This is a genomic window from Pelagibius litoralis (genome assembly GCF_011683915.1).
GTDB classification, from domain to species: Bacteria; Pseudomonadota; Alphaproteobacteria; order Kiloniellales; family Kiloniellaceae; genus Pelagibius; species Pelagibius litoralis.
The window spans coordinates 110,597-135,176 of the sequence record NZ_JAAQPH010000001.1 but is presented as its reverse complement, the minus strand read 5'-3'; the positions used below and the strand labels follow the sequence as shown (position 1 = coordinate 135,176).

The window sequence follows — 24,580 nt, the reverse complement described above, 5'->3', positions numbered from 1 at the left end:
TATCAGATCACTGCACGTAACTGGCATCTTCGGCATCGAGCAGCCGCTTGAGAGCGGCGAAATGCGCCTGGGCATAGTGGAGTGATACGTCCGGCTTGGTGAAGGTCGTCGCCGCGACGTTATCGGTCACACGCTTCAGCGGACGCCCGGTGGAAAGAGCCATGACCTGCAACTGGCAGGCCCGCTCCAGATAGTAGAGATCCTCGAAGGCCTTCGCGACACTGTCGCCGACCACGATAATCCCGTGGTTGGCGAGGAAGAGGACCCGCTTCTCGCCCATGGCCTCCGCCATGCGGTCGCCTTCTTCGACATCGCCGGCGATCCCGTTGTAGCTCGGGTCGTAGGCCACGTCGTTATAGTAGCGCAGCGCATTCTGGCTGATCGGCTCCAGCGGTGTATCCTCAAGCGCCGTCAGGGTTGTCGCATAAGGCATGTGGGTGTGCAGCACACAGGCCGCCCGGGGATGACGCAGATGGATACGGGAGTGGATACAGAACGCCGTGGTTTCCAGCTCGCCCGAGCCCTCCAGCACGCCCCCGCCGTTGTCAACCAGCAGCAGATCGCTGGCGGTCATCTGGGACCAGTGAATGCCGAAGGGATTGACGAGGAAACAGCCTGGCCGCTCTGGCGCGGCATAGCTGAAATGGTTGCAGATCCCTTCATTCAGATCAAAGCGCGCGGCCAGGCGAAAAGCCGCCGCCAGATCGATCCTTGCCTGGATCAGAGGGTCATCCATGCCAAAACTCCTTCAATTCGCTCCTACCGCATTCTATCGTCCTAACCGGCGTTGCAACCGGTTTACACCGCAAGCCCCGATCCGCGATGTTGCGCCGGGGCGCGGTGCGGGTGTAGCAGTAAACCGGCAGGCAGCTTAAACTAGCTCATCAGGCAGTCGATTCTCAAAACCAAAGCTTTCCTAACATCAAACCTTTCGGGGGGAACCAGCAGAAATGGACGTGCGCGCGGCAGTGGCTTTTGGAGCCGGCAAACCCTTATCGATCGAGACGGTTCAGTTGGAAGGCCCGAAAGCGGGCGAAGTCCTCGTCGAGGTCAAGGCAACCGGCATCTGTCACACCGATGCCTTCACCCTTTCCGGCGACGATCCGGAGGGCCTTTTTCCCGCGATTCTGGGCCATGAAGGCGCCGGCGTTGTGGTCGACACCGGGCCCGGCGTTACCTCGTTGAAAAAGGGCGATCACGTGATCCCCCTCTATACACCGGAATGCCGCCAGTGCGAGTATTGTCTGAACCCCAAGACCAATCTCTGTCAGGCCATTCGCACCACACAGGGCCAGGGCCTGATGCCCGACGGCACCAGCCGCTTTTCCTTCGACGGCAAACCGGTGCTCCACTACATGGGCTGTTCGACCTTCGCCAACTACACCGTGGCGCCGGAGATCGCTTTGGCCAAGGTGCGCGAGGACGCGCCCTTCGACAAGATCTGCTACATCGGCTGCGGCGTCACCACCGGCGTCGGCGCGGTTATCAACACCGCGAAGGTGGAGCCCGGTTCGAACGTCGTGGTGTTCGGTCTCGGCGGAATCGGCCTGAATGTGATCCAGGGCGCACGCCTGGTCGGGGCCGACAAGATCATCGGCGTGGACCTTAATCCGGCCCGCAAAGCACTGGGTGAGAAGTTCGGCATGACCCACTTCGTCAATCCCAAGGAGGTCGACGGTGATGTCGTCGCTCACCTGGTGGAACTGACCGGCGGTGGCGCCGACTACAGCTTTGAGTGCATCGGCAATGTGAACACCATGCGCCAGGCGCTGGAATGCTGCCACAAAGGCTGGGGCGTTTCGGTCATCATCGGTGTCGCCGGCGCCGGCCAGGAGATCGCCACCCGCCCCTTCCAGCTGGTCACCGGCCGGGTCTGGAAGGGCACCGCATTCGGCGGCGCGCGCGGGCGTACCGACGTACCGCAGATCGTCGACTGGTACATGGACGGCAAGATCAATATCGACGACCTGATTACCCACACCATGCCGCTGGACGAGATCAATACCGCTTTCGATCTGATGCACGAAGGCAAGTCGATCCGCTCGGTGGTGGTCTTCTAGAGCGGCGCGGCGAAAAACGATATCATGGGGTGATTCGCTGAGCGCCGGTGATGGAGAAACGGCGTTTCCTGACGAACTTCGTAAGGCTGGGCCCTTACGATTCAAAGCAATGGGGTGGGGATGGACCTTACGATCAACAGTCAGCAACGCTGCTTCGAAGGGACGCAGGGCTTCTACAGCCATGACTCGGCCATTTGTGGCGGCGCCATGAACTTCGCGGTTTATCAACCCCCGCAGGCCAAGGACGGTGCAAAGGTGCCCATGGTTACCTTTCTGTCGGGCCTGACCTGTACGGAGGAAAACTTCACGGCCAAGGCGGGCGCTCAGAGGGTTGCCGCCGAACTGGGACTTATGCTGCTGATGCCGGACACCTCGCCGCGGGGCTGCGGCTATCCGGGCGAAGACGACGACTATGACCTGGGCAGCGGCGCCGGATTCTATCTCGATGCCACCCAGGCACCCTGGTCCGCCCGCTATCGCATGTATTCCTACATCACCCGGGAACTCCCGGCCCTGATCGCCGAGCACTTCCCGGTCGACGCCGGGCGTCAGGGTATTTTCGGCCACTCCATGGGCGGGCACGGTGCCCTGACCATCCATCTCAAGAATCCCGGCGTTTATCGCTCGGTCTCGGCCTTTGCACCGGTTTGTGCACCCAGCCAGTGCCCCTGGGGCCGCAAGGCCTTCACGGCCTACCTGGGTGAAGACGAAACGCTCTGGGAGGATTACGACAGCTGCGCGCTGATCCGGCGCCAACCCTCGGATGCCAAGATCTTCATCGACCAAGGTGCCGAAGATCCCTTCCTCAGCGAGCAACTGAAGCCCGACCTTCTCGTCGCCGCCTGCGAAGACGCCGGTCAGCATTTTGAGTTCCGCATGCAGCCGGATTACGACCACAGCTACTACTTCATTCAGACCTTCGTTGAGGACCATCTGCGTCATCACGCAAAGACACTGACCTGAGGACCGCAAGCCGGCGATGGAAGAAGAGGTCTATCGCAACGCCACTGTCGACAAACAGGCACTTAAGGCTCTGTCGCAGCGCAGCGACGCCAAGGGCCTGGTTCAGCTGGGCGGTCATCTTGGCTTGCTGCTGGTCAGCGGATCGACGGTGCTGCTCTCAGAGCAGGCGCTGGTCTACGCGGCGGCGCTTTTCGCCCACGGCGTCGCGTTGGTCTTTCTCTTCGCACCGCTGCATGAGTGCATCCATCGCACCGCGTTCCGGAGCCGCTGGCTGAACAACCTTGTAGCGCAGGTCTGCGGCCTCATCCTTGCCCTGCCGGCGGGCTACTTCCGCGCCTTCCACTTTCAGCATCATCGCTTCACACAGGACCCCGGGCAGGACCCGGAACTTGCAGTTTCACCTCCTGAAAGCCTGGCCGGCTATGTCTTGCATGTATCGGGTCTGCCCTACTGGTGGGAAAGGTCCCGCACGATCCTGCATCATACTTTGGGCCGCGTTGGGGAAAACTTTATCGTTGGCAGACAGCGCAGCGAGATCCTGCGCGAAGCCCGTTCGCATCTGGCAATCTACCTGATCCTGCTCGTCGGCAGCCTGTGGGCTGGCTCATCCATTCTGCTGGACCTCTGGGTCCTGCCGGTACTGCTGGGACAACCCCTTCTCCGCCTCTTTTTGATGGCCGAGCACAGCGGCTGCCCACAGACGGCGGACATGCTGATCAACTCGCGCACGACGGAAACCAATGGAGCCCTGCAATGGCTATGCTGGAACATGAACCGGCATGGCGCCCACCACGCCTATCCCGCATTGCCGTTTCGCGCCCTGCCGGCCGCCGATGTCCTGCTGGCGAAACACCAGACGATGACCCGCAGCCGTGGATACGGCGCAGTCCAGCGCGACATCCTTCGCAGAATACAGGGCAGCGCGAAATGAAACGGTGAGGCCCTGGAGCGGGTCTGCTCTAGGCCACATCCTCGTCGGCTACCAGTGCCGGGATCAGACCGACATCGCCGCGGATCTGCCCGCCGGACTGAATCACGATCTCGGAATAGCGGATCGTGCCCTTCACCCGGCCCCCGGCTTCGATGGTCAGCAAGCCACGGACCGTAAGGTCACCTTCGAATTCGCCGGCAATACTCGCCGTCTCAACCACAGCATTGCCGCCGAAGACACCATCCTTGCGGACTTTCAGATCGTCAGCCGCCAGCGAGGCTTCCACCCTGCCCTCGACGACAAGCGTAAGGCATGACTCGATCTCACCCTTAACGAAAATACCCTTGCCGACGATCAAAGTGCCCTCGGGCCTTGCCTCTGCGGCTTGCGATGCCGGCTCCGACTTGGCGAGCCCCAGCACCCCCGCCCCCGGCCTCACACCCAGGGCTGTGTCTACTGCAGAAACCGGCCGGCGCGGTTGAAATGTCTTGGCCATTGGCGCCACGTTCTCCTGTTTGGCGGACCAGCCGCTCTCCATTGTGCTGGTCTAGGCAAGCACAGCCGACGCTAGCTGACAAGTGGGCCATGTCTATGACTCAAAAATAGGACGGGCATCCAGCCCGGCAGGGATGGACGGTGGGAAACACCTGATCGCCGCGCCTAATCCTAGTGTTTGGATTGGACCTTATTGACCTGCTGCGCTGTCTGCCACGGCTCGGCCGTCCGATCGCTTTCCTGGCCACCGAGCAGAAAGATCGCGCCGCCCATCAGCACATCGACGGTCTCGCCGTCGCTGGCGAGAGGCAGCAGCAAGCGGTGAATCATCCAGTGCTCGCGCCCGGCAACCGGCATGTTGCCCTCCTGGTAGCGCGGTCCGCCACCGCGCGCGACCTCGATGTGATGGGCGTCGGGGATACCGGTACTACCCGCCTGGCGCTGGATTTCGGCGATGGACTTGCCGTGCAGCGTCATTGAAAAGGCATCCTCGACAAGGGTGCCCGCCAAGCGAAAGACGAAATCTTCGCCATCGCCAACCACATCGAGCAGGAAAATGTTGGGCAGCAGGTCCGGGATTTCAACAGGATCGATATCGCGCCGAGAGGGCATACGCTCATCCCGGCACAGCTTTTGCCAGTAAGCAAAAAGCCTCTGCAGCTTGTTGTCCGGCAAGAATCCCGGATCAAAAGCCTCCCCCACAGCAACGCCCCTCATATGCCCCGAAGACAGCAAAGCTATACCACATGTTGTGGCCATGGCGAGAATTTATTGCGCAGAGGGTGATTATAGTAGCGGGGCATATGCGCAGACGGACTGCAACCGTCTGCCTGCGGGGATACTGCTAAGCCGACTTGCCGATGATGCGGGGCGGGGAAGAAAAGTCGACTGTCTGCGGGCAGACGCGCTCTTGCGGGAAGTCTATCGTCACGCAGGTTCCCTGATTGGCTTCACTGGTAAGGGTCAAGCTACCGCCATGCAGATCGATCAGCCGCCGGGTCAGCGGCAGCCCCAGTCCGGTGCCCTCATACTTGCGGCTCAGTGACGAGTCGACCTGCCCGAAAGGCGCCATGGCCTTGGCGATATCCTCCTCGGCAATGCCGATACCGGTGTCCTTCACCTGAACCCGCAGCACCCCGCCTGAGGTCTGTCGCGCGAGGACCGAAACGTGCCCCCCTGCATCGGTGAATTTGACCGCATTCGACAGCAGGTTGAGCATGATCTGCTTCACCGCGCGAGGATCGGCCTGCAGCCGCGGCAGCTGCGGCGGGAAGTCCAAAACCAGTGTGACGCCCGCCTCCTCGGCCCGGTCACGCATGATCCGGAAAGACGCCTTGGTGGCGGCCTCCAGGTCGATGGGTTCCTCATGCAGCTCGAACTTGCCGGCCTCCACCTTTGAAAGATCGAGGATATCGTTGATCAGGCTGAGCAGGTGCGTTCCGCTGTCGTGGATGTCGATCGCATACTCACGGTAACGCTGATTTCCCATGGGTCCGAAGAGCTGGTCCTTGATGATCTCAGAGAACCCGATAATGGCATTCAAGGGGGTCCGCAGCTCGTGGCTGACATTCGCCAGGAAATCGGATTTTGCCCGGCTTGCCAGCTCGGCCTCTTCCTTGGCACTGCGCAGCTGACGCTCGGCGCTGTAGCTGCCGGTCACGTCGTCATAAGTCGCCAGCGACCCGCCCCCGGGCATCGGACGGTGCAACACGTTGATGACCCGCCCGCTGGACAGGAAGTCCTGCAGTTTCGCCTCTCTGGCACTTGCCGCCGCCGACATCCGGCGCTGGCGCATGATGCTGGCCTGCTCCTGGGTCAGTCCTTCCAGCTTGGCGGTATAATCGAGAATCTCCACCAGGTCGGTACCGGGCTGGCCCATGCCGGCCGGCAGGCTGTAGAGATCCAGGAAGCGCTGGTTGCAGATGATCAGGCGCTGATTGACGTCATACATGGCAAGGCCCTGAACCATGTTGTCCAGGGCGGCATCCAGCAGCACGTTCTTGTGACGCAGCTCCTCGCCGATGCTGCGCAGTTCGGATTCACGCCGCCGCAGCTCGGTAATGTTGGTGCTGATGACCACGAAGCCCCCGTCGGCGGTACGCCTCTCGGCGACCCTGAACCAGGCCCCGTCGCGCAGCTCGATCTCAAAGGGCGGACCGGGATTGCGAAAATGCTGAATATGCTCTTCGGCCCAAATGTCCCAGCGCTCCCCCGCCTGCGGAAAATTACCCGCACCCGCCGCAGCGGTAACGATCTCTTCAAACCGCATGCCCGGCACCAGAAGATCGCGCGCGCCGGCATAGAGGTCCCCATAGCGGCGGTTGCAGAGAACCAGCCGCTCGTTGGCATCGAATAAGGCGAAGCCGCCGGCCAACGACTCGATGGACTCACGCAAGCGTTGCTGCGCCGCGGCAGCTGCCAGTTCGGAGCGCCGCTCCCGGAAGATGAAGGCGACCAGCACCACGGTCAGCGACGCGACAACGATGACGACGAGGATCAGGGCGCCGCGGAACCGCTCCAGGTTTGCGGCCTCGGCCTGCAGAATGGCCAGAGCGTTGCTGTTGGCTTCGCCGAAAAGCTTGGCAATCTCCCGCCGCGCCGCGCCGACCCGCTCAAGCGCCAGATCCAGCACCACCTCGGAATCGGGCGCCAGGCCCTGGACGCCATCGGTCAGCCAGAGCTTCAGGTCGGACGCCACGGGTTTCAGGGCAGCGTACATGGAGCCGATGCCCATCTGGCTGCTGAACTCATAGGACTGGTTCAGTTCCTCGATACGACGCTCGATCAATTCGATCCGGTCGACGATGCCCTGGCGCCGGTCGGCGGTCGGCACCTCCCGCGCCTGCCGGATCGCATCCTGCAGGTAGACCAGATCGTCGATGATGAAAACCACATCGCGTTCCTGGCGCAGAATCTCTACGGGCAGGACCTGCTTCAATTGCGAAATGCTGGCTTCGACATAGAGCACCAAAGCGGTCGTGCCGATCAGGACCGCTGCGATGAACGCGGCGGGCCAGCGCGACAGCAGCGGGCGCTTTGTGGTTTCTGTCCGGCTCATATCATTCCGCATTGCAACGTAACGTCCCTTGGCCTATCGATCGGCCTGACCGAAAAACCGTTCCAGGCACCTTCTGGAGCCTCTCAGCCCGCAGCCATACGGCCAACAGGTGCGTACAACAGTCGTTCGAAGTATCCTTTACCCGATTTACCGTCTCCCCCGGCGGGCCAATTCCAGACAAGGGCCCGGCGCACAGATGGGTAAAAGAATCAATTGTAAGCAAATTCAGCTGTTTATCGTTATTTGTTGTGAGCGCGTAGAGTCTCATCCTAACAGATTATTAATAGGAAAATGGCGTTAACAATTGGTAAAGCTTCCCCGCCCCGGTCAAGGGCAAAAATGGGGCAAATTCTCTAGTAAGCGAGGAGAAAGCGTTGGATATCAGCAAGATCCCTGTGGGCCAGAACCCACCCTGGGACGTTAACGCGATCATCGAAGTACCCTTGGGTAGTGATCCGGTCAAATATGAGATGGACAAGGCCTCCGGCGCGATCTTCGTCGACCGCTTTCTCCATACCGCAATGCACTATCCGCTGAACTACGGCTTTGTGCCGCATACGCTGTCCAATGACGGCGATCCGGTCGACATCCTGGTGGTGAACTCGGTACCGGTCATCCCCGGTGCCGTCGTCCGGGTACGCCCGATCGGCGTCCTGATCATGGAGGACGAGGCCGGCGAGGACGAAAAACTGCTGTCGGTACCGGTCGACGACCTCCACCCTTTCTACGCCAACGTCTCATCCTTCCGCGACCTGCCCAAGATCCTGCTCGACCAGATCGCCCACTTCTTCGCCCACTATAAGGACCTGGAGCCGGACAAATGGGTGAAGGTGAAACGCTGGGGCGAAGCCGACGAAGCCTGCAAGCTGATAGAACAGGCGATACAGCAGGCAAAGACTGAAAAAGCTTGATATGAGCCAAACCGACAGGCTGCAGGCAGCGCTCAATGCCTGCCCGAGACTGCCCCTTGCCCACCTGCCGACGCCTCTGGAGCCATTGCAACGTCTCTCGACAGCGCTCGATGGCCCGGAGATCCTGGTCAAGCGTGACGACTGCACCGGCCTGGGCCTGGGCGGCAACAAGACCCGCAAGCTGGAGTTTTTGATGGCAGAGGCCCGGACGCAGGCCGCTGACACCATCATCACCACCGGCGGCATTCAGTCGAACCACGTCCGCCAGACGGCGGCCGCTGCGGCAAAACTCGGCCTTGCCTGCGAACTGGTCCTGACAAGGGTGGTACCCTGGGGCGGGCCGGACTATGAGCTGATCGGCAACATCCAATTGGACCGTCTGTTCGGCGCCAAAACCCATCTGCATGACGGCGATACCGATCGCGGCGCGGCCATGGCAGCCCTGGCCGAGAGACTTCAGGCCAAAGGCCGGAAACCCTTCGCCATCCCCACCGGCGGTTCCAACGCCACCGGCGCCCTGGGCTATGCTGCCGCGGCCCTGGAACTACGCGAACAACTCCAGGCGCAGGACCGGACCATAACCGCGGTCGTCCATGCGTCGTCCAGCGGCGGCACCCAGGCCGGCCTGACGGCCGGCTTAGCGGCGGTCGATCCATCGGTCCAGGTGATCGGTATCGATGTGGACGCCCACCCCGCCGCCGTCGAGGGCGAGGTGAGGCGCCTTGCCCGGGAAGTCTGGGACAGGCTGGAACCGGGTGGCCAGCTTCCGGAAGACAGCGTCAGACTGGAACCCGGCTATGCCGGAGACGCCTACGGCCTGCCGACCACGGAAATGCGCGACGCCATCAGCCTCTGCGCAAAGCTGGAGGGACTGCTGCTCGACCCGGTCTACAGCGGCAAGGCCATGGCCGGGCTCATCGGCATGATCCGCGCCGGGCGCTTCTCCCAAGACGATACGATCGTCTTTCTGCATACCGGCGGCACCCCGGCGCTCTTCCCCTATCGCGAGGCGCTGGTGGACCAGTGAAGCGGCAATTGAACCGCCGATCCCAACCGAGAGATGGCGTGCCGAGCGGCATCAATCGCTGATATTGTGCGCACCAGTTACTAAGCCGGAAGCAGGCTGCAGCTTTGTTCTTGAACCTGATAGTCGACTCTGAAGGATCAGTTTCCGCCAACCTCAATGCGGCTATGGCGATCCTGCTGCTCGCCATGGTGTTCGACCTGCTGCTGGGCGATCCGAAATGGCTCTACCGCCTGCTGCCGCACCCGGTGGTCCTGATCGGCCGCGGCATCGCCAGGTTGGAAAACTTGCTGAACCGCCAGCAGCTGTCTCGCGACCGCCGGATCTTACTCGGCCTGCTCTGCACGGCGATGGTGGTGTTGGGATGCGCCGCAATCGGCCTGGCGCTTCACAGCGGGCTGCAGAAGATGCCCTTCGGATGGATCTTGGAAGCAATTCTCGCCAGCAGCCTGCTGGCGTTTCGCGGTCTCTATGACGCCGTCAAGGCAGTCGCGAATGGGTTGGCGGACAGCCTTGAGGCAGGGCGCAGCGCTGTCGGCCATATCGTCGGGCGGGACCCCAACAGCCTCGATCATGCCGGCGTTGCCCGGGCGGCGGCAGAGTCCGCGGCGGAGAACTTCTCCGACGGTTTCGTGGCGCCGGTCTTCTGGTACCTCCTCCTGGGTTTCCCCGGCTTGCTGGCCTACAAGGCGATCAACACGCTGGACAGCATGATCGGCCACCGCAACGCCCGCTACGAAGCCTTTGGCAAGGGCGCCGCAAAGCTCGACGACCTGGCCAACTACCTTCCTGCCCGGCTGGCCGGCCTGCTCTTTATCGTCGCGGCTCTCCTGGTTCCGGGCGCCAATGCCGGAAGCGCATGGCGTTCGATGCTGCGCGATGCCCCCCGGCACCGCTCCCCCAATGCCGGCTGGCAGGAAGCAGCCCTTGCCGGCGGCCTGGGGCTGGCCTTGGCCGGGCCGCGGCACTACGCCGGACAGCTGGTGGAGGATGCCTGGATGGGCGACGGACGCAGCGCGGTGACTGTGGAAGATCTGGGCCGGGTTCTGGACCTCTATCTGGCCGCCGGCGGTCTGCTCTTTGCCCTGCTGGCCGCCGCCCTGCTCATGGTTTGATAGTCAGGTCGATTAGACCGCGCTCAGGCTGATGGTTGCTTCAGGGACAGCGGCAGTCCCGCCGCAACAAAAATCACGGAATCCGCCGCCGCGGCCACGGCCTGATTCAGCCTGCCGGCATCGTCGCGGAAGCGTCGCGCCAAGGCGTTGTCCGGGACAATCCCAAGACCGACTTCATTGGAAACCAGCACCACCGGACCGGCCAGCCCTGGCAGGCATTCGACCAGTCGCTTAATTTCATGTTCCACATCCAATTCAGCAAATAAGATATTGGAAAGCCAAAGAGTAAGACAATCGACGAGGATAACAGAATTGGCGCTGGTTTCGGCCTGCAGGACTGCTGTCAGGTCCAGCGGTTCCTCGACGGTGCGCCAACCATCGCCCCGCCGTTCGCGGTGCCGGTTGATGCGCTCAGCCATCTCCCCATCGCCGGCCGTCGCCGTGGCCAGGTAGATCCAGCCTGCCGGCTGACCTTCCACAAGCTTCTCGGCATGAGCGGACTTGCCGGATCTTGCCCCGCCAAGCACCAGTGTCACTGGCGGAATTGAGAGAGAGGTCATAGTCTTGCGGGCAGGGCCAGGATTCGCGAAAGTGCAGGCATATCCCAGTCTGATGCGCCTGGGCGACACTGTCCACAATCGGTGATCCTGCGGCGGCTTAAGAGCTCTGGCAGGTCGCTTTGGAGCAGGTCGTTTTGGAGAGGCCTTCGGGCAGACGGGGAAATGACGGGCCAGGCGCCGGTTGAGGTGCAGTCAGTGTATTATTTGAATGGCGGGCCAAAGAGCCTAGGCCACAGTTGGGGGTCGTTGAATGAGCGTTAAGGTCGCAAGACAGGTCAAGATGACGAGTTGGAAGATGGCGTTGAAAAGCAGCTGCCTGGCGATGGCGGCGGCAGCCGTGGTCTTGCCGTTTGGGGCCAGCGGCCAGGACAGCGGCCCGGCGGCGAGCGGCGCCACCTTCTACACCGGGCCGAATTTCACCGGCCAATCCAAGACTCTGACGTTGGCGGCGGATCAGCCCTATCAGGCGATCCCTTTTGTCGGCGACGAGCTCAATGAGAAAATCGCCTCATTGAAAGTCGATCCGCAGCTTGGCGTCATTCTGTTTCAACGCCCCTACTTCGCCAGCCGTGACGACGCCTGCGGACCGAACCTGGGCAGCCGCGACAATCCCAAAGCCTGGTGGCTCGGCCTGACGGCTGACTTTGAGCCCCGTACCGCACTGCCCGCCGATCAGCCCTACGAGACCGGCGAGGTCCAGAGCAACGATTACTCCTCGGTGATCGCCTATCGCCGCGATCTCGGGCCGCCGCCCGGCTTCCTGTTGCTGGAACGTCGCAGCTACTACAATCGCGGCTGCGAACGCTCCGAGGATCAGAGCTATTTCAACCGCCTCTTTGTCCCGGTGCCGAACCCGCCGAAGCGCGAGGCCTGTACCGACCTCACCCTGCCGGCAAGCAGCTATGGCGCCGGTGCGGATGCCCCGAAGTTTACGCGCCTTAGCGAAGCCGTGGCCCTGCAGCCGGGCAACTTCAGCGAGCGCTATCAAGGGATCGATCACCGCTTCACGGCAACCGTCTTTTCCGGCCCGGGATGCACCGGCCCCTCCATCACCCTGACCAGCAGTGACGATGGCCGGCCGGCACGCCACAAGCTGAAGGACTTCAACTTTGACCGCCGCGCCAAATCGGTTCTGATCCGCTATCAGCGCGGCCCGCTGGACCCCTATCTGGAATCACCCTCCGTCGCCTCGGCGGTTCCTGCCGCTCCGGCAGCCGCCGCACCCGCTCCCGGCAGCACCTTCACCTCACAAGGCCAGACTGCACCGGCAGCAGCAACCCCTGCCCCCGCCGCCCCAAGCAGCCAGGGCCTGCAGCCTCAGGCGCCCGCACCGGTGACCAGCCCGCCGGCACAAGCAGGCGGCGGGCTGCAGCCTGCACCGCCGGGCGCACCGGCCCAGCAGCAACAGGCACTGCAGCCCAGCCCGCAGGTACAGCCGGTACCCGTGCAGCCCGCAGTGACAGCGCCACAGCGGGTGCCCAGCGGGCCGCAGGAAGAGACCTTTCGTTTCCCCGTTCATCAGGTCTATCGGCTGAATTTCTGCCTGGACAACGATCAGGGCTGCGGCGATCCGGCAGCAAGGACCTGGTGCCAGAACAAAGGTTTCAGCAGCGCAGCGCGCTGGTCGCAGGAAGAGAACATCGGCGCGCTCTACCCAACCGTCTTCATCGGCAGCGGAACCATCTGTGACAAGTTCCTCTGCGACGGTTTTGAGGAAATCACCTGCACGCGCTGATCGACAAGGGTCGACAGACAACAGAGCCCAATGAAAAAGGCCCCGCCACAATCGTGGACGGGGCCTTTAGCTTGGGCGGGGTAAAGCGCCTAAACGTTCGACCCCGCGTCGTTCACAATCAACATCGACAGATAGTAAGGATCGACCCTCGCCGGCCGCTCGACCGAACTCAGGTCCTCATCAAAGACCTCAATCTGCATCGGAGCCAAAGTCGCCGGCGTGTCTAACGGAGCCTCGCTATCCAAAACCGGGACCTGGGCCGGGACCGCGACCGGCACCGCCGGCGGCAATGCGGCCAGCAACTCGCCCGGTTCGAAGTCCGCCCATTCAGGCGGCTCCAGCAGGCGGGTTACCGCGGCGGCTATGACCGACAGCGCTCCGTCCACTTCCTCGATACCCGCTGCTTCGCCAAGGTCGTCGGGCTGCAGGGCCCCGCTCTGCTCGGGCTCGCCCGCCGTCTTCGGCATCATCAGGGGGATTGGATTGTCGTGCGCCTGCGGCACGTCACCCGGGCTGCTGCCCGGCCCCTCCTCCGGCAAACCATCGTTTTGCGGCGGCTTGATGACCACCGGCTTTACAGGGCGGTCGATACCCTGGGGTGCGCCTTCCGGCGCCATCGGACCCGAAGGCGCGCCGTTGTCGATCGGCAAGGCGGCCGTCGTCGCCGCGTAAGCGGCCTCAAGGTTATGCAGGACCGTCTCGTCCGCACCGGGCTCGACGGCGGCTTCCGCCAGAACATCGATCGCCTCGTCGCGATTGCCGTTCAAGGCCAGCGACAGGCCGAGATTGTTCCGCGCAGAGAGATAGTAAGGGTCACGCTCCAGCGCCGAGCGGTAAAGCGCCTGGGCGGCCTGGTGCTCACCGGCCTGATCGCGAATGATGCCCAGGGCGTTATAGGGGCGCGGATCTTCCGGCTTCTTCTCCACGGCACGGTTGAACTGGACAGCCGCCATCATGGCCTCGCCTGATTCCATGTAGACTTTGCCAAGGCTGTACAGCGCCTCGTGGTGACCGGGATGCCGCGCCAGCAGGGCCGTGTAGGTCTGCGCGGCCGCATCATCGCGATCCATGGCTTGCAAGAGCCCTGCGATCCGCATCATCGTATCGGCATCTTCCGGGTTCAGCTCGTGCGCCCGCGCGCAGAGGCCAAGGGCGGTGATCAGCTTGCCTTCCCCGGCCAGGCGGTCGCAATAGCGAACCAGGCGTTCCGCCCGGCTTGCATCGTCCTTGCCGAAGTCCGCCGGGGCGTAGGCCGTTGGTCCCTGCGAAGTCCCTGCGCAGCCGGCGGCAAGGCCGCCCAGCACCAGGGCGCCGGCAATCCGCCGCAAACGGCGTCCGATAGCTCCATGTATCATTACTGATTCTCCGCATCGCGGGGGGAAGGCCCCGGCAGCGGCGTTTTACCGCGACGGTCCGGACAATCCTGTCCCCGTTTGATCAAAACAAACGCTGCGGTGATCCTAGCCAGCAGGTGCTTAAGGGAAGGCTAAAGCATTCAAAACATTTGAGAGATTTACTTGCGGCCTGCCCTGGAGACGACTGAAATCAAGAAAACATCGAAGTTGTGACAAAACGCATTCTTAATCATCTTGTGAGATCCTAGCGTGATTGACATGTAGTCACGCAGGAAGCAGCAAGATGCTCATTCGGCTTATCCTTTTCACCTATTTCGCCCTCTGGGGCCTCAGCAGCCTGATCCAAGGATCCGGCGCGTCCTGACGCACGTCTGTGCCCGGGACACAGATAACGCACAGTCCGACTGCTGCGTTTGAGGCTTAACTTGGGTGACCACCAGCCGGTGACCTCTCCTTCGTGTCGTGCGATGTCGATCATTGTCGAGCGGCAGTACATGCTTTGAGTAAAATTCGATCTGCTATTGGCGGCAACTTATCGGCAGCTGTGACAAGACTGTGTTCATGGGGCCTTTATCTAACCGGGGCATCGAGGGTTTACCTTCATTTAACCTTCGTTACCTAATTTGAAACCTTGCGATGCGGAAGTTGTTTCCGGTGGTGTGAACGGGAGTAGTTCATGAGGACCCAATCAACGAAAAAAGTAAGCCAGGGGGCCGAAACTGCGGCGCTGCCATCTGACGCCGATACCGCCCGACCCGGCAAGAAGCCGTTACACGTCAACAAGTCGAGCCGGCTGCTGTGTTGGAAGACCAATCTCTTTCAAAGCCTCGGCCGAGAGCTGCACGCACTTCACCGTCAGCAGCAGGAGCGCGCCTTTATGGCCACCTCACATGGGGTGAACTACCGCGACGACGCGGTGCGGATCAGCACTCTTCATTAGAGGAGAGCCGTTTCGCCGATGATTGCACGGGGCCATCGGTCACAGAGCGGAAGCTTCCTCTTCCCCGGCCACATGGAAGTTCTCCGTTTCCAGCCCCAGAAAGGGTCGCCACAGGGCGGCCCTTTCGTGCTTTCGCGGCAGGGGCTTCGCAGCAGGGCCCTGAATTACTCCGGACTGGTGAATTGGCGATGAGGAACCAGCTGGTGTGGCGCCGTGCTGCGTTATCCCCGGCCCGCAAGCCCTAGCTGCAGCCGTAGGCACTCCACATCGTGTACTTCAACTCGCCGGCCACGCAGGCCCAGTAGACCTCTGAGTCCCGGTCCGCAGCCTCATAGCCGCAGGCTGTCTCGACAATCTGGAGAATGCGGCCGCAAACACGATGCTGATGCCAGGGTTTCGATTCCAGGTCACGTTCGCCCCCCTGGACGCCGACACCCGGCGGCAGATCGCCCGGTATGAGACGGAAGCCCTGGTCATACAACCACTGACTGAGGGACCAGTCAGCCGCGTCGGCACTCGGGTCGCTTCGGCCGGCCAGCAACAGGCCCGACGCAGCGATCCCCAGCACCATGACCAGCACGATCAACAACAGGCGCGGATCACCCCAGCGGCCTAGAGAGCGTGCTTCAATTCCTTGCAGTCTGTCGTCGGCGCTGACCATTCGGCTTGCTGATCCCTGGCTGGATAAAAGGGGCTGAATGAGAGATCAGTCTATTGCCGGGCTGCTTAGGAAGGCGTTAATCGGCGTAGCTTTAGTTACCGATCTATCGCTTGTTCTCCAACGTTTGCGAGCAGGATGGGCGGTTACCGGATCGGCGCCATATGCCTGATGATGTAGACCTCGCAGCGCGCCGTATCCTGGCCCTTAACCGCATAGACCAGATCCGGGACGGCAAGGCCTTCAGGGTCATAGAGCGCCCAGTGCCCGCCGACCACCGCACCGTGGTTAAAACCGGCCAGACGCACCATCAGAAAGCGGTCCCGCTTCTGCCGGAAGCGGCCGGCACGACAGAGATCGGTCAGCCCCCGGTCACGATCGAATTCGCGCAGCGGACGCTCGTCTTCCATCAGCAGGTGTGAACCCTGGCGATAGTTAACCGAGCGCCTGGGTAGGATCGGCGCCTGGTTCGCACCGAGGACCCGTACCTTCGCCGGGCCGACGGGAAGGTGTTTCTCCTCGGCCAGGGCAATGCCGCCAAACAGGCTGGCGGACAGAAGCGACGTCAGAAAAAGGGCGCGGTGGAGCCGGGGCATGGCGGCAGGCTAGAACCAAAGCCTTACCGGAACGTCAAGCCGGGTGCCGTCCGGACAAAAAGAAAGGCGGCCCGCCTTTTGAGCGGGCCGCCTCAAACTCTCAGGAAATCAGGTCCTACTGAAGATAATCGTAGACGCCGTCTTTCCACTCGTAGAAGACATAACCCGGCGCCGTCACATCGCCCTTGTCATCAAAGCCGATGTTACCGAGCACCGTTTCGAACTCGCCGGACTTCAGAGAAGCGATGACCGGATCGAGATCGACCTTGCCAGCCGTCTCAACGGCCTGGGCCCAGGCCTGGATCGCACCGTAGGTGTAGAGGACATAACCCTCCGGCTCGACACCCTTGTCGCGGAAGACCTTCACCACCGGCGCAGCCACCGGGTTTTTCCGCGGGTCGGGGCTGAAGGTCATCAGAGTGCCCTCACCAGCGTCACCGGTGATTGACCAGTATTCGTCGGTCACCAGGGCATCGCCGGAAATCAGCAACGTGTTCATCCCCTGATCGCGCATCTGCCGCACCATGAGGCCCGCCTCAGTGTGATAGCCGCCGACATAAAGCACGTCGATGGCATTCTGCTTCAGCTTGGAGACCAGCGCCGTGTAGTCCTTTTCACCAGCGGTATAGGCCTCATAGAGAGCCTCGGTTACGCCGGCCGAGTTCAGGTTCTTACGGGTCTCGTCCGCCAGGCCTTTACCGTAGGCGGTCTTGTCATGAACGATGGCGATGTTCTTCGCACCGAACCTGTCGGCCAGGAATGCACCGGCAACTTCGCCCTGCTGGTCATCACGACCGCAGACGCGAAAAACGTTGTCGCCACCTTCTTCCGTCAGAGCCGGGTTGGTCGACGCGGGAGAGATCTGAAGGATGCCCTCTTCCTCATAGACCTGCGACGCCGGAATGGAAGAACCGGAGCAGAAGTGCCCGGCCATGAAAACGACACCCTTGTTGACCATCTGGTTGGCAACAGCCACCGCCTGCTTCGGATCGCAGGCATCGTCGCCCACTTCCAAAACCAGCTGCTGACCAAGCACACCGCCGGCAGCGTTGATGTCAGCCACGGCCTGCTCGGCACCGGCTTTCATCTGCTGACCAAAGCTGGCGTACTGACCGGTCATCGGCCCGGCCGTTGCGATTACGATATCCGCCTTAGCCGCTGTAACGGACAAAGCCGTCACGGCTGCCGCAGCCATAAGCACCGAAGTAAATTTACGCATCTGGGGGTACCCTCCCGTCTAGCTTGAAATCCCTGTGTTCACTATTCTTTGGCGTCGCGGCCACCGGCCCCTCCGCACCTTACGTCATGTCATTTCGACAGACAGCTTAGGCAGGCCTGAGAAAGCCCGCAATCCCTTTTATTCCAACGACTTCCCACTAGCCCGCACGCCGTTCGCGCCAGCCGAAGGGGCCGGCGCGCTCATAAAGCCAGGGGTACTGCGCCACCATCGTGCGTGCCCGGGTGGCCCGATAGGACAGTAAAGCCACGGCCATGATCACGGCGGTATCGATAACATAGCCACTGAGGGACAGCAGTTCTCCGCCGAAAAGGCTGAAGATGATGAAACGGTCGGCCAAGCCCAGCAGCATGGAGTAGCCAACCGCCTGCCAGACCGGCCGCCAGTGTGCACTCAGCGCCTGGCCGGTCATGAAGGCCGCGCCGCCGCCCAGGAACAAGGTCACGGCGATAAAGACCGGAAGACTGGTACCCAGCAGCGCGATCATGCTTCCCTCTTCAATAGTGTCTGTCGGTGGGGCGCCATGCCTAGTGCCCACCCTCCAGATAGGCGGCCCGCACCTCAGGCATCGCCAGCAGCTCTTCGCCTCCGCCGCTCAGGGTGATACGGCCGTTCACCATCACATAGCCACGGTCGGCAAGCTTCAGGGCATGAAAGGCATTCTGTTCGACCAGAAAAATGGTCATGCCTTCCTGCTTATTGATGTCCTTCAAAACGGCGAAGATCTGCTTGACGATCAGCGGCGCAAGGCCGAGCGAAGGCTCGTCCAGCAGCAAGAGCCTGGGACGGCTCATCAGCGCCCGGGCAATCGCCAGCATCTGTTGCTCACCGCCCGACAGTGTCCCGCCGCGTTGCTGCTGGCGGGCCTTTAGGATCGGAAAGAGCGTGAAGACCCGATCCAGATCGTCGTCGAAGTGTTCCAGCGGCGCCACCGTGGCGCCCATCTGGAGGTTCTCCATCACCGTCATGCGCGGGAAGATCCGCCGCCCCTCCGGGGACTGCGCAATGCCCAGGCGGACGATATCATGGGCCAGCATGGTGGTGATGTTCTGTCCCTCGAAACGCACAGAACCAACCGCGGCACGCGGGTTGCCGAAGACCGTCATCAGAAGGGTCGATTTGCCGGCTCCGTTGGCGCCGATCAGGGTGACGATCTCGCCCTGCTGCACATCCAGGTCGACGCCGCGCAGGGCTTCGATATTGCCGTAGAAGGAGTGAACCCCGGCGATGGAAAGCATGGTCATCTCAGCGCCCCTCCCCGTCGCTCGGGTCGGGTTTCGTACCAGCCAAAACCGGGGCCAGATCGGCCACCACCTCCGGCGGAATCTCGTCGTCTTCCTCTTCACCCAGATAGGCCCGGATGACCGTCGGGTCGCCGCGCACAAAGGCCGGCGTGCCGTCTGAGATCTTGCGGCCGTAATCCAGCACGACGATGTGGTCGGAGATTTCCATGACGACGCTCATGTCGTGCTCGATCAGCAACAGGCCGATCTGGTGCTTTTCCTTGATGTACAGCAACAGCGCATTCAGCTCGGCCGATTCCCGGGGATTGAGGCCCGCCGCAGGCTCGTCGAGACACAGCAGTACGGGCCGGCTGCACATGGCCCTGGCAATCTCCAGCCGGCGCTGGGCGCCGTAGGGCAGATCGCCGGCATTGTCGTCGGCGCGGTCGACCAGATCGACCTGCTCCAGCCAATAGCGCGCCCAGTCAACGGCCTCACGCTCCGCCTTTCGATAGCCGCCGATGCCCAGCAGCCCGAGCACCGAATAGCCCGAGGCACGCATCAGGGCGTTGTGCTGCGCCACCATGAGATTTTCCAGAACCGACATAGCCGGGAACAAGCGGATGTTCTGAAAGGTGCGGCCGACATGCGCTTTCTGGGAAATCCGAAAATCATCCATGCGCTCAAGAAAGTGCTGGCGCCCCGAACTGTCCAGGGTAAGCCGCCCCACCGTCGGTTTGTAAAACCCGGTAAGGCAGTTGAAGAGCGTTGTCTTGCCTGCCCCGTTCGGGCCGATGATGGCGGTGATTTCGGCGTCGCCTGCGGCGAAGGAAACATCGTTCACCGCCACCAGGCCGCCGAACCGCATGGTCAGGTGGTCGACCGTCAGCAGGGGCCTTGCACCGCTCGGCACCGTCTTATCGTGGACGTCCCGGGACTGGGTTTCCGCCTCGGCCAGGCTCATGAAGCGCCTCCCTTGGCCCCAGCGTTCTGGCCCCCAGCGCTCAGACGCAGGGTCGGATCACGATGCGCCAGCAGACCACGCGGCCGCCAGACCATGATGAGCACCATGGCGCCGCCGAAGGCGAGCATGCGGAACTGTTCCAACTCGCGGAACAACTCGGTACCGCCGATCAGCAGCACTGCCGCAATGACGACACCGATCTGGCTGCCCATGCCGCCCAGCACGACGATGGCCAGGATCACGGCTGATTCGACGAAGGTGAAGCTCTCCGGTGAGATGAAGCCCTGGCGGGTCGCGAAGAAGGAACCCGCGAAGCCGCCGAACATCGCGCCGATGGCAAAAGCCGTCAGCTTGGTGTTGGTCGGATTGATGCCGAGGGAGCGGCAGGCGATCTCATCCTCGCGCAGCGCCTCCCAGGCGCGGCCGACCGGCAGCTTGCGGATGCGCATGGTGAAGAAGTTGGTGATCAGCGCCAGGACCAGAATCAGATAATAGAGGAACATGATGCGGTGCATCGAGGAGTAATCGAGCCCGAAGAAGGTATGGAACGACTGCTCGCCTTCCTGCACCCGCCGGCTGAACGGCAGGCCGAAAAAGCTTGGCCGCGGGATGCCTGAAATCCCGTCCGGCCCGCGCGTGAACTCATACCAGTTCAGCAGCACGACGCGGATAATCTCACCGAATCCCAGCGTCACGATGGCCAGGTAATCGCCGCGCAGACGCAGAACGGGAAAGCCGAGCAGCACGCCGAAGGTGGCGGCGAAGAGGCCGGCCAAAGGCAGGCAGAGCCAGAACGACAGGTCGAAGTGGACGGCGATCAGCGCATAGGAGTAAGCCCCCACGGCGTAGAAAGCCACATAACCAAGGTCGAGCAGACCGGCCAAGCCGACCACGATGTTCAGGCCCCAACCCAGCATGATGTACATCAACACCAAGGTGGCGATATCGACGATGTAGCGGTTGGAAAAAGGCATCCACGGCAGGGCAATGGCGATGACGACCAATACCGGGCCCGCGATCTTCGACACCCTCTGCACCGTCGCGCCGATGCGGTTCATCACCACTTCGCGTTCCGCCCGCTTGGCCGGGCTCCGGGTTTCCCGCCGCAGCGCCAGCACGAAACGGCCGACGAAGACCGAGACCACGGCAATAACGACCCAGTCCCAGCGATACTCCAGGCCGAGCCCGCCCGGGATCGTAACCGTGCGTATACCGATTATAGAGATGCCCAGGCCGAGCGCGACCAGGGCCGCCAGGCCGGCTTCCTTCAACAACGCCACAAGGTCCGTGCCTTCGGTGCCGCCGGCTTGCCTGCTTGCCTCAACGGTCATGGCTCAGACCTTCTCGACTTCGGGCCGGCCAAGCAGGCCGGTCGGACGAAAGATCAACACCAGGACCAGGATCGAAAAGGCCGCCACATCCTTGTATTCAATGGTAAAATAGGCTGACCAGAAGGTCTCGATCAAACCGATCAAGAGTCCGCCCAGCATAGCGCCGGGCAAAGACCCGATCCCCCCCAGCACCGCTGCGGTGAAGGCTTTGATACCGGCAAGGAAGCCGATGTAGAAGTCGATCACCCCGTAGTAGACGAGAAAGAGAATACCGGCGACGGCGGCAAGCCCGGCCCCGGTGACGAAGGTCAGCGAGATGGTCCGGTCCACATTGATGCCAAGCAGGGCCGCCATGGTGCGGTCCTGTTCGCAGGCCCGCTGCGCGCGCCCCAAAGACGTACGCGCGATGATCAGCGCGAAGATCGTCATCAGCGCAACGGTCACCACCACGATCAGAATCTGCACATAACTGAGCTGCACGGCAAAGCCGTCGGCCTCCATCAGGGTGACCCCACCCTTGACCACCGGCGCCATCGGGCGCACCCGCGCGCCCTGTAGCAGCTGCACGTAGTTTTGCAGGAAGATCGACATGCCGATCGCAGAGATCAGCGGCGCCAGGCGATGCGAGCCTCGCAAAGGCCGGTAGGCCAATCGCTCCACCGTCCAGCCGTAGACGGAGGTCAATAACATGGCGACGATCAGCACGATCGCCAGCGCCAGGGGCACCCAGGTAATGCCCGCCACCCCCAGAATGAGAAAGGTGATCAGCCCGATGAAGGCACCGATCATGAAGATGTCACCATGGGCAAAATTGATCATGCCGATGATCCCGTAGACCATCGTATAGCCAATAGCGATCAGACCGTAGATCGCCCCAAGGGTGACTCCGTTGATAAGCTGCTGAACGAAATACTCCATGTCCCCCGTCCGCCTGGGCGCAAACTGCCCCCGGCTCTTGTTTCGCTTGTTTGCGTCTGACTTTTTGACTTCCCGGAGAGCCGCCCCTCGGTCTCTCCAAACTCCCTGTAACGCGTTCAGCCGCGAACCTTACGCCAAATCCTGCAAGCGTCAAACGCTATCCCATATTAACGTTCCCAGGGGCGCGGCGGCCGCCTTCCCGTCCCGGCACAGCCCCCGCACCTTTGCCATGCGTTTCCCGCAGAGCTATGCTGCGTTGCAATATTTTTGTTGCAACCAACTATAATCGCAATACATTTTTAACTGTGCACTGCGATAAGAAGTGCAGTTTAGGGAGGTGCTCAAGAGAAACCCGCAGGAAGGAAGTTTCGACATGACGCACCAAAGCCAGGATCGTATCGAAAGAACGCCGGCCGGATCGAACGCCACAACCAACAAGGGTCCCGAGGGAATCGAGTTCACGCTCGACCACATGCGGATCGAGCAGCACGTCATTGAGGGCCGGCGCCTGCGCGCCGAGGCAACTGCCGCCTTTTTCAAGGCACTCTTCGGCCTGTTCTTTGGCGCCCGGAATAAAGCCGGCCGAGCCAAGGCAGCGCCCCAGGCAACCGGCAACCAGGCACTGCAGGTCTGACCAAACCGACCAGTAACGCCCATCAAGGGCCCTACCTGTCTTCCGCAGCCGCGAGGGACATGGATCGGGAATGGAGTAATCATGCTTGTTATTCGCAAGCTTTCCGCCTGCGAAGCGGGTGATCTGAGAGATCATCTACGGCGCCTCTCTGCGGCCGATCGTCGCCTGCGGTTCGGACACGGCGTCAAAGCGGCCGGCGTCGAGCGCTATGTCGACGCAAGGGACTGGGCCAGGACCTGGACCGTCGGCGCTTTCGACGGCCCGCATCTGCGCGGTGTGGTCGAACTGCATCGCTGCGGCCCCTGGTGGGCCATGACGGCGGAGCTCTCGGTCTCCGTCGAGGGCCGCTATCAGAATCAGGGGCTGGGCACCCGCCTGGTGGCGCAGGCGCTACTGGTCGCCAGGAACCGCGGGTTCAGAACAGTCTATCTGTTGTGCCTGCCGGAGAACCGCCCGATCCAGAGGATCGTGCGCAAGTTCGCCGGCGAGATCACCGCCGTCGAAGGGGATATAGAAGCCCGCATCCACCCGATGCGGGCGACCCCCCTCTCCGTCATGGCGGAGGCTTTCGGCGACGGCTGTTCATTGCTTCAGGGGCTGTGGAGCCAGGAGCCTGAGGTCGCCAACGACAGGCCGGCACAACATCGCGCCGAACCTACCAAAGCATCACCACGCCTTCGCCCTGCTGCATAGCGTAGTAGAGGCGCAGGCGCAGGATGTAGCGCCGGCCCCGACGTAGACGAACGGTGATCTTCGCATTGAAGTCGCTGCCGCTGTCGTCGTCGCCGTCCATGTAAAACGGCTGTCCGTCGATCTCCTCGAACAGCACCATCACCGTGTCCATCCCGCCGAAGGTCTGCATGCTGTAAAGACGGCTGCGCTCCGGCTCGATGACGAAGTTCAGCTGCTCGCCGGGCAGAATGGTGATGCGCTGCGATTCATAGGAGCGCAGCTTGGGCTCCCGCTTGATCATGGGATAGAACGCCGCCGCCCGGTCGATATCAACAGGCGACAGGCCCGGCGCGGGGATAAGCGAGTGGGTCTGATAACGGGCGGGCTGCTGGATCAAGCCGGCGCCGAAGCGATAGTGCATGATCGAGTCCGGATCCCACTCGGACCCCTCGACCAGTGAAGGATCGATCTTGCGCAGGATGTTGTGGCGGATCTGATCCTCCGGCCAGTTGTTCGGCGGGCCGGAGAAATTGGCAATCACCGCGGCCTCGTCCCAGACGATCCCGGCATTGGGATTCTGGTGCTCGTGGGGAAAGCCCAGGGCGTGACCGATTTCATGCAGCGCCGTGTCGCGGCCGTAGGGCGTGGTCAGGTCCCAGCCGAAGTTCATGGTCCGCTTACGCGGATCGCTGGCATGATCGATGGCGTCGCGCCCGACATAGGACCAGGAGCCGTCGCGCTGATCGAAACCGATACGGACTTCGGCGTCCTCGGGCGCTTCGACCTCGTTGAAGACCAGGCCCAGGCCCAGGTCCTTCCATTCCTGAAAGGCGTCGCGCACCGCCTGTTCCTGATTGGCGGCGCCGCGCCAGGCCGCAGGCTTGCGAAAGAAATAGTAATTGAGCGCCGTGCCGTTCACCCACTTCTTGTCCATGAAGCGGATAAGCGACGCGCGGAAGGGGTCCATGGTCGGCGCCAGGTCGCGCTCCGGCGCCGGCGGCAGAGCACAGATCTTGACGTCGGCGTTCGCGGCATCTTTGGCGACGACCTTGGACTTCCTCGCAGACGATTTCTTTGCGGACGGTTTTTTCGCTGACGACTTTTTCCGGGCCATGGCTTTGCCTTCCCCTTTTTCGCGGACTTGGCGCGTATCTTTGGAGTCTGTCAGGCTAGCACAAGCTGGACTGAGCCAAGCGGCAC

The 24,580-nt window shown here is 62.1% G+C and carries 25 protein-coding genes; 10 read left to right on the top strand and 15 right to left on the bottom strand.

What is annotated here, in order from left to right:
• Positions 1-7 precede the first annotated feature (7 nt).
• A complete protein-coding gene (locus HBA54_RS00690) occupies positions 8-736 on the bottom strand; it encodes an aldolase (protein ID WP_167220389.1) in 729 nt (242 codons plus the stop codon).
• 214 nt (positions 737-950) lie between these two features.
• On the opposite strand from HBA54_RS00690, the gene HBA54_RS00685 reads away from it, so the two are divergent.
• The 3 genes from HBA54_RS00685 to HBA54_RS00675 all read left to right on the top strand — a co-directional run bounded on the left by HBA54_RS00685 (position 951) and on the right by HBA54_RS00675 (position 3,954).
• The gene (locus HBA54_RS00685; protein WP_167220388.1) at positions 951-2,060 is read left to right on the top strand and encodes an S-(hydroxymethyl)glutathione dehydrogenase/class III alcohol dehydrogenase; all 1,110 of its coding nucleotides are present in this window, start codon (positions 951-953) and stop codon (positions 2,058-2,060) included.
• 120 nt (positions 2,061-2,180) lie between these two features.
• The gene (gene fghA, locus HBA54_RS00680) at positions 2,181-3,023 is read left to right on the top strand and encodes an S-formylglutathione hydrolase (protein WP_167220387.1); all 843 of its coding nucleotides are present in this window, start codon (positions 2,181-2,183) and stop codon (positions 3,021-3,023) included.
• Between the two features lie 16 nt (positions 3,024-3,039).
• Positions 3,040-3,954: a fatty acid desaturase gene (locus HBA54_RS00675; RefSeq protein ID WP_167220386.1), complete on the top strand. Its 915-nt coding sequence runs from the start codon at positions 3,040-3,042 to the stop codon at positions 3,952-3,954.
• Positions 3,955-3,982: 28 nt separating this feature from the next.
• Here the strand turns inward: HBA54_RS00675 and HBA54_RS00670 are convergent, their stop codons facing one another.
• From HBA54_RS00670 to HBA54_RS00660, 3 genes are all read right to left on the bottom strand, one after another.
• Positions 3,983-4,450 (bottom strand): bactofilin family protein, encoded by a 468-nt coding sequence (locus HBA54_RS00670; protein WP_167220385.1) that lies wholly within the window; start codon positions 4,448-4,450, stop codon positions 3,983-3,985.
• 170 nt (positions 4,451-4,620) lie between these two features.
• The gene (locus tag HBA54_RS00665; protein ID WP_277345292.1) at positions 4,621-5,166 is read right to left on the bottom strand and encodes a PAS domain-containing protein; all 546 of its coding nucleotides are present in this window, start codon (positions 5,164-5,166) and stop codon (positions 4,621-4,623) included.
• A 127-nt stretch (positions 5,167-5,293) separates the two neighbouring features.
• Positions 5,294-7,507: a sensor histidine kinase gene (locus tag HBA54_RS00660; protein ID WP_167220383.1), complete on the bottom strand. Its 2,214-nt coding sequence runs from the start codon at positions 7,505-7,507 to the stop codon at positions 5,294-5,296.
• 374 nt (positions 7,508-7,881) lie between these two features.
• On the opposite strand from HBA54_RS00660, the gene ppa reads away from it, so the two are divergent.
• The 3 genes from ppa (at position 7,882) to cbiB (ending at position 10,557) form a co-directional block, all read left to right on the top strand.
• Complete coding sequence (gene ppa / locus HBA54_RS00655; protein WP_167220382.1) at positions 7,882-8,418, top strand: inorganic diphosphatase; 537 nt, start codon at positions 7,882-7,884, stop codon at positions 8,416-8,418.
• Position 8,419: 1 nt separating this feature from the next.
• Complete coding sequence (locus tag HBA54_RS00650; protein WP_167220381.1) at positions 8,420-9,445, top strand: D-cysteine desulfhydrase family protein; 1,026 nt, start codon at positions 8,420-8,422, stop codon at positions 9,443-9,445.
• 110 nt (positions 9,446-9,555) lie between these two features.
• Positions 9,556-10,557: an adenosylcobinamide-phosphate synthase CbiB gene (gene cbiB / locus HBA54_RS00645; protein ID WP_240932429.1), complete on the top strand. Its 1,002-nt coding sequence runs from the start codon at positions 9,556-9,558 to the stop codon at positions 10,555-10,557.
• 23 nt (positions 10,558-10,580) lie between these two features.
• Here cbiB and cobU read toward each other — a convergent pair whose 3' ends face one another.
• Positions 10,581-11,117 (bottom strand): bifunctional adenosylcobinamide kinase/adenosylcobinamide-phosphate guanylyltransferase, encoded by a 537-nt coding sequence (gene cobU, locus HBA54_RS00640; RefSeq protein ID WP_167220869.1) that lies wholly within the window; start codon positions 11,115-11,117, stop codon positions 10,581-10,583.
• 250 nt (positions 11,118-11,367) lie between these two features.
• On the opposite strand from cobU, the gene HBA54_RS00635 reads away from it, so the two are divergent.
• Positions 11,368-12,852, top strand: a complete 1,485-nt coding sequence (locus HBA54_RS00635; RefSeq protein ID WP_167220380.1) for a beta/gamma crystallin domain-containing protein — start codon at positions 11,368-11,370, stop codon at positions 12,850-12,852.
• 89 nt (positions 12,853-12,941) lie between these two features.
• Here HBA54_RS00635 and HBA54_RS00630 read toward each other — a convergent pair whose 3' ends face one another.
• The gene (locus HBA54_RS00630) at positions 12,942-14,207 is read right to left on the bottom strand and encodes a tetratricopeptide repeat protein (protein WP_167220379.1); all 1,266 of its coding nucleotides are present in this window, start codon (positions 14,205-14,207) and stop codon (positions 12,942-12,944) included.
• Positions 14,208-14,883: 676 nt separating this feature from the next.
• Between HBA54_RS00630 and HBA54_RS00625 the strand changes: the two genes are divergently transcribed.
• Positions 14,884-15,147: a hypothetical protein gene (locus tag HBA54_RS00625; protein ID WP_167220378.1), complete on the top strand. Its 264-nt coding sequence runs from the start codon at positions 14,884-14,886 to the stop codon at positions 15,145-15,147.
• Positions 15,148-15,388: 241 nt separating this feature from the next.
• On the opposite strand, the gene HBA54_RS00620 is transcribed toward HBA54_RS00625, so the two are convergent.
• The 8 genes from HBA54_RS00620 to HBA54_RS00585 form a co-directional block, all read right to left on the bottom strand.
• Positions 15,389-15,808 carry a hypothetical protein gene (locus tag HBA54_RS00620; protein ID WP_167220377.1) on the bottom strand — a complete coding sequence of 140 codons (420 nt, stop codon included), beginning with the start codon at positions 15,806-15,808 and terminating at the stop codon, positions 15,389-15,391.
• A gap of 143 nt (positions 15,809-15,951) precedes the next feature.
• Complete coding sequence (locus HBA54_RS00615) at positions 15,952-16,401, bottom strand: hypothetical protein (RefSeq protein ID WP_167220376.1); 450 nt, start codon at positions 16,399-16,401, stop codon at positions 15,952-15,954.
• 115 nt (positions 16,402-16,516) lie between these two features.
• A complete protein-coding gene (locus HBA54_RS00610) occupies positions 16,517-17,620 on the bottom strand; it encodes a branched-chain amino acid ABC transporter substrate-binding protein (RefSeq protein ID WP_167220375.1) in 1,104 nt (367 codons plus the stop codon).
• Between the two features lie 157 nt (positions 17,621-17,777).
• The gene (locus tag HBA54_RS00605) at positions 17,778-18,125 is read right to left on the bottom strand and encodes a DUF6867 family protein (RefSeq protein WP_167220374.1); all 348 of its coding nucleotides are present in this window, start codon (positions 18,123-18,125) and stop codon (positions 17,778-17,780) included.
• Positions 18,126-18,165: 40 nt separating this feature from the next.
• Positions 18,166-18,876 carry an ABC transporter ATP-binding protein gene (locus tag HBA54_RS00600; protein WP_205944356.1) on the bottom strand — a complete coding sequence of 237 codons (711 nt, stop codon included), beginning with the start codon at positions 18,874-18,876 and terminating at the stop codon, positions 18,166-18,168.
• A 7-nt stretch (positions 18,877-18,883) separates the two neighbouring features.
• The gene (locus HBA54_RS00595; protein ID WP_240932453.1) at positions 18,884-19,729 is read right to left on the bottom strand and encodes an ABC transporter ATP-binding protein; all 846 of its coding nucleotides are present in this window, start codon (positions 19,727-19,729) and stop codon (positions 18,884-18,886) included.
• 92 nt (positions 19,730-19,821) lie between these two features.
• Entirely contained in the window at positions 19,822-21,156 is a 1,335-nt protein-coding gene (gene livM / locus HBA54_RS00590) for a high-affinity branched-chain amino acid ABC transporter permease LivM (protein ID WP_167220371.1), read from the bottom strand.
• Between the two features lie 3 nt (positions 21,157-21,159).
• Positions 21,160-22,074 (bottom strand): ABC transporter permease subunit, encoded by a 915-nt coding sequence (locus HBA54_RS00585; protein WP_167220370.1) that lies wholly within the window; start codon positions 22,072-22,074, stop codon positions 21,160-21,162.
• Between the two features lie 373 nt (positions 22,075-22,447).
• On the opposite strand from HBA54_RS00585, the gene HBA54_RS00580 reads away from it, so the two are divergent.
• A complete protein-coding gene (locus HBA54_RS00580; RefSeq protein WP_167220369.1) occupies positions 22,448-22,708 on the top strand; it encodes a hypothetical protein in 261 nt (86 codons plus the stop codon).
• Between the two features lie 81 nt (positions 22,709-22,789).
• Complete coding sequence (locus tag HBA54_RS00575) at positions 22,790-23,401, top strand: GNAT family N-acetyltransferase (protein ID WP_167220368.1); 612 nt, start codon at positions 22,790-22,792, stop codon at positions 23,399-23,401.
• Here HBA54_RS00575 and HBA54_RS00570 read toward each other — a convergent pair.
• Complete coding sequence (locus HBA54_RS00570) at positions 23,364-24,494, bottom strand: M12 family metallopeptidase (protein ID WP_167220367.1); 1,131 nt, start codon at positions 24,492-24,494, stop codon at positions 23,364-23,366. The genes HBA54_RS00575 and HBA54_RS00570 overlap by 38 nt on opposite strands.
• Between the last annotated feature and the right edge of the window lie 86 nt (positions 24,495-24,580).

Excerpts from the sequence above, each read along its gene's own strand:
- HBA54_RS00690 (WP_167220389.1), bottom strand. The coding sequence starts at position 736 with ATGGATGACCCTCTGATCCAGGCAAGGATCGATCTGGCGGCGGCTTTT.
- HBA54_RS00685 (WP_167220388.1), top strand. The coding sequence starts at position 951 with ATGGACGTGCGCGCGGCAGTGGCTTTTGGAGCCGGCAAACCCTTATCG.
- fghA (WP_167220387.1), top strand. The coding sequence starts at position 2,181 with ATGGACCTTACGATCAACAGTCAGCAACGCTGCTTCGAAGGGACGCAG.
- HBA54_RS00675 (WP_167220386.1), top strand. The coding sequence starts at position 3,040 with ATGGAAGAAGAGGTCTATCGCAACGCCACTGTCGACAAACAGGCACTT.
- HBA54_RS00670 (WP_167220385.1), bottom strand. The coding sequence starts at position 4,450 with ATGGCCAAGACATTTCAACCGCGCCGGCCGGTTTCTGCAGTAGACACA.
- HBA54_RS00665 (WP_277345292.1), bottom strand. The coding sequence starts at position 5,166 with ATGAGGGGCGTTGCTGTGGGGGAGGCTTTTGATCCGGGATTCTTGCCG.
- HBA54_RS00660 (WP_167220383.1), bottom strand. The coding sequence starts at position 7,507 with ATGAGCCGGACAGAAACCACAAAGCGCCCGCTGCTGTCGCGCTGGCCC.
- HBA54_RS00650 (WP_167220381.1), top strand. The coding sequence starts at position 8,420 with ATGAGCCAAACCGACAGGCTGCAGGCAGCGCTCAATGCCTGCCCGAGA.
- cobU (WP_167220869.1), bottom strand. The coding sequence starts at position 11,117 with ATGACCTCTCTCTCAATTCCGCCAGTGACACTGGTGCTTGGCGGGGCA.
- HBA54_RS00635 (WP_167220380.1), top strand. The coding sequence starts at position 11,368 with ATGAGCGTTAAGGTCGCAAGACAGGTCAAGATGACGAGTTGGAAGATG.
- HBA54_RS00630 (WP_167220379.1), bottom strand. The coding sequence starts at position 14,207 with ATGATACATGGAGCTATCGGACGCCGTTTGCGGCGGATTGCCGGCGCC.
- HBA54_RS00625 (WP_167220378.1), top strand. The coding sequence starts at position 14,884 with ATGAGGACCCAATCAACGAAAAAAGTAAGCCAGGGGGCCGAAACTGCG.
- HBA54_RS00620 (WP_167220377.1), bottom strand. The coding sequence starts at position 15,808 with ATGGTCAGCGCCGACGACAGACTGCAAGGAATTGAAGCACGCTCTCTA.
- HBA54_RS00615 (WP_167220376.1), bottom strand. The coding sequence starts at position 16,401 with ATGCCCCGGCTCCACCGCGCCCTTTTTCTGACGTCGCTTCTGTCCGCC.
- HBA54_RS00610 (WP_167220375.1), bottom strand. The coding sequence starts at position 17,620 with ATGCGTAAATTTACTTCGGTGCTTATGGCTGCGGCAGCCGTGACGGCT.
- HBA54_RS00605 (WP_167220374.1), bottom strand. The coding sequence starts at position 18,125 with ATGATCGCGCTGCTGGGTACCAGTCTTCCGGTCTTTATCGCCGTGACC.
- HBA54_RS00600 (WP_205944356.1), bottom strand. The coding sequence starts at position 18,876 with ATGCTTTCCATCGCCGGGGTTCACTCCTTCTACGGCAATATCGAAGCC.
- HBA54_RS00595 (WP_240932453.1), bottom strand. The coding sequence starts at position 19,729 with ATGCGGTTCGGCGGCCTGGTGGCGGTGAACGATGTTTCCTTCGCCGCA.
- livM (WP_167220371.1), bottom strand. The coding sequence starts at position 21,156 with ATGACCGTTGAGGCAAGCAGGCAAGCCGGCGGCACCGAAGGCACGGAC.
- HBA54_RS00585 (WP_167220370.1), bottom strand. The coding sequence starts at position 22,074 with ATGGAGTATTTCGTTCAGCAGCTTATCAACGGAGTCACCCTTGGGGCG.
- HBA54_RS00580 (WP_167220369.1), top strand. The coding sequence starts at position 22,448 with ATGACGCACCAAAGCCAGGATCGTATCGAAAGAACGCCGGCCGGATCG.
- HBA54_RS00575 (WP_167220368.1), top strand. The coding sequence starts at position 22,790 with ATGCTTGTTATTCGCAAGCTTTCCGCCTGCGAAGCGGGTGATCTGAGA.
- HBA54_RS00570 (WP_167220367.1), bottom strand. The coding sequence starts at position 24,494 with ATGGCCCGGAAAAAGTCGTCAGCGAAAAAACCGTCCGCAAAGAAATCG.